2 protein-coding genes and 1 rRNA gene are annotated in these 959 nt (G+C 54.1%); all 3 read right to left on the bottom strand.

Annotated elements, in window-relative coordinates; all coding sequences use genetic code 11:
- Positions 1-273: helix-turn-helix domain-containing protein (locus KNO73_RS14810; RefSeq protein ID WP_353048435.1), on the bottom strand; the 273-nt coding region annotated here is incomplete at its 3' end.
- Between the two features lie 320 nt (positions 274-593).
- A complete protein-coding gene (locus KNO73_RS14805; RefSeq protein WP_015880702.1) occupies positions 594-785 on the bottom strand; it encodes an NETI motif-containing protein in 192 nt (63 codons plus the stop codon).
- An 87-nt stretch (positions 786-872) separates the two neighbouring features.
- Positions 873-959, bottom strand: a 5S ribosomal RNA gene (gene rrf / locus KNO73_RS14800); the annotation flags it as partial.

Here is a 959-nt window from a genome sequence, read left to right as displayed (position 1 = left end):
GTTGTTCGTCGTGTAGGAGGCGCGCGACCGCCGTCTCGATTTGAAGGCCGGGAAGCCGCCCGTCCCGGCGAAGAACTTCGCGAACGCGGCGTCGAGGTTCAGCTTCGCGTTCGCGAGCGCGAGGCTGTCCGCCTCGGCGAGAAACGGGAACAGGGGCTTGTAGGAGGCGGGTGTCGCCGGTTTCCGTCTCGTCCCGTTCCCCGCCTTCGCCTCCTCGCGGATGGCGATGCGGTCCTCGAGCAGCTTATTGTAGATGAACCGGGCGCAGCCGATCGTCTTGATGAGGAACTCTTCCTGTGCCGGCGTGGGTGGAGCCTATATTTATAGCCTTTCAGCATGTTCGTCCCTCCTCCCCTACGAAGATCGTGATGTGTCCTCCTCATCCGATACCCGCGGAGGGAGAGGAAGAATCTGACGGAATCCCGAACCTTTGTTCGTCACATCTGTCACAGGAGGAGAAGACTATTGGATTGGGCGATTCATCCCCCACCTACGCGGGCTACGGCCCGAGGCGCTTAGAGGAGGGAGAATTCTCGCCTGATTTAGTTAAAGACATAAAAAAGCCGTCACACAGATAGTGTGACGACTTGGCATTAGGATTCTTTAGAGACGCATTCAAATAAAATCGATTGATGGGAATGGACAGGTTCATCTTTGGCTCCCGTTTGCTCAAAGACGGGCTTTTCAATACGGCGTATAGGACGATAACCCATTTCATTGATTCGATCTAAACATTCACTGACCGTTTCATTTGGTTCGACATATACTTTGATTTTCTTAGCCATTGCTTCTTACGTCCTCTCTTCCACTAAGCTGAATCGATGATATGAAAAAACGGCGGCCCTTGAGCGAATGCTCCAGAACCACCGTTTGCCTGGCAACGTCCTATCCTCACAGGGGGAGATCCCCCAACTACTTTCGGCGCTGAGACGCTTAACTTCCGTGTTCGGCATGGGAAC

Source organism: Exiguobacterium sp. s83 (assembly GCF_018617095.1).
In the GTDB taxonomy this organism is placed as follows: domain Bacteria; phylum Bacillota; class Bacilli; order Exiguobacteriales; family Exiguobacteriaceae; genus Exiguobacterium; species Exiguobacterium profundum.
Note: the sequence above shows the minus strand (reverse complement) of the source record. Positions and strands in the feature narration are given on the sequence as shown.

Coding starts and splice junctions, on each gene's coding strand:
- KNO73_RS14805 (WP_015880702.1), bottom strand. CDS start 785: ATGGCTAAGAAAATCAAAGTATATGTCGAACCAAATGAAACGGTCAGT.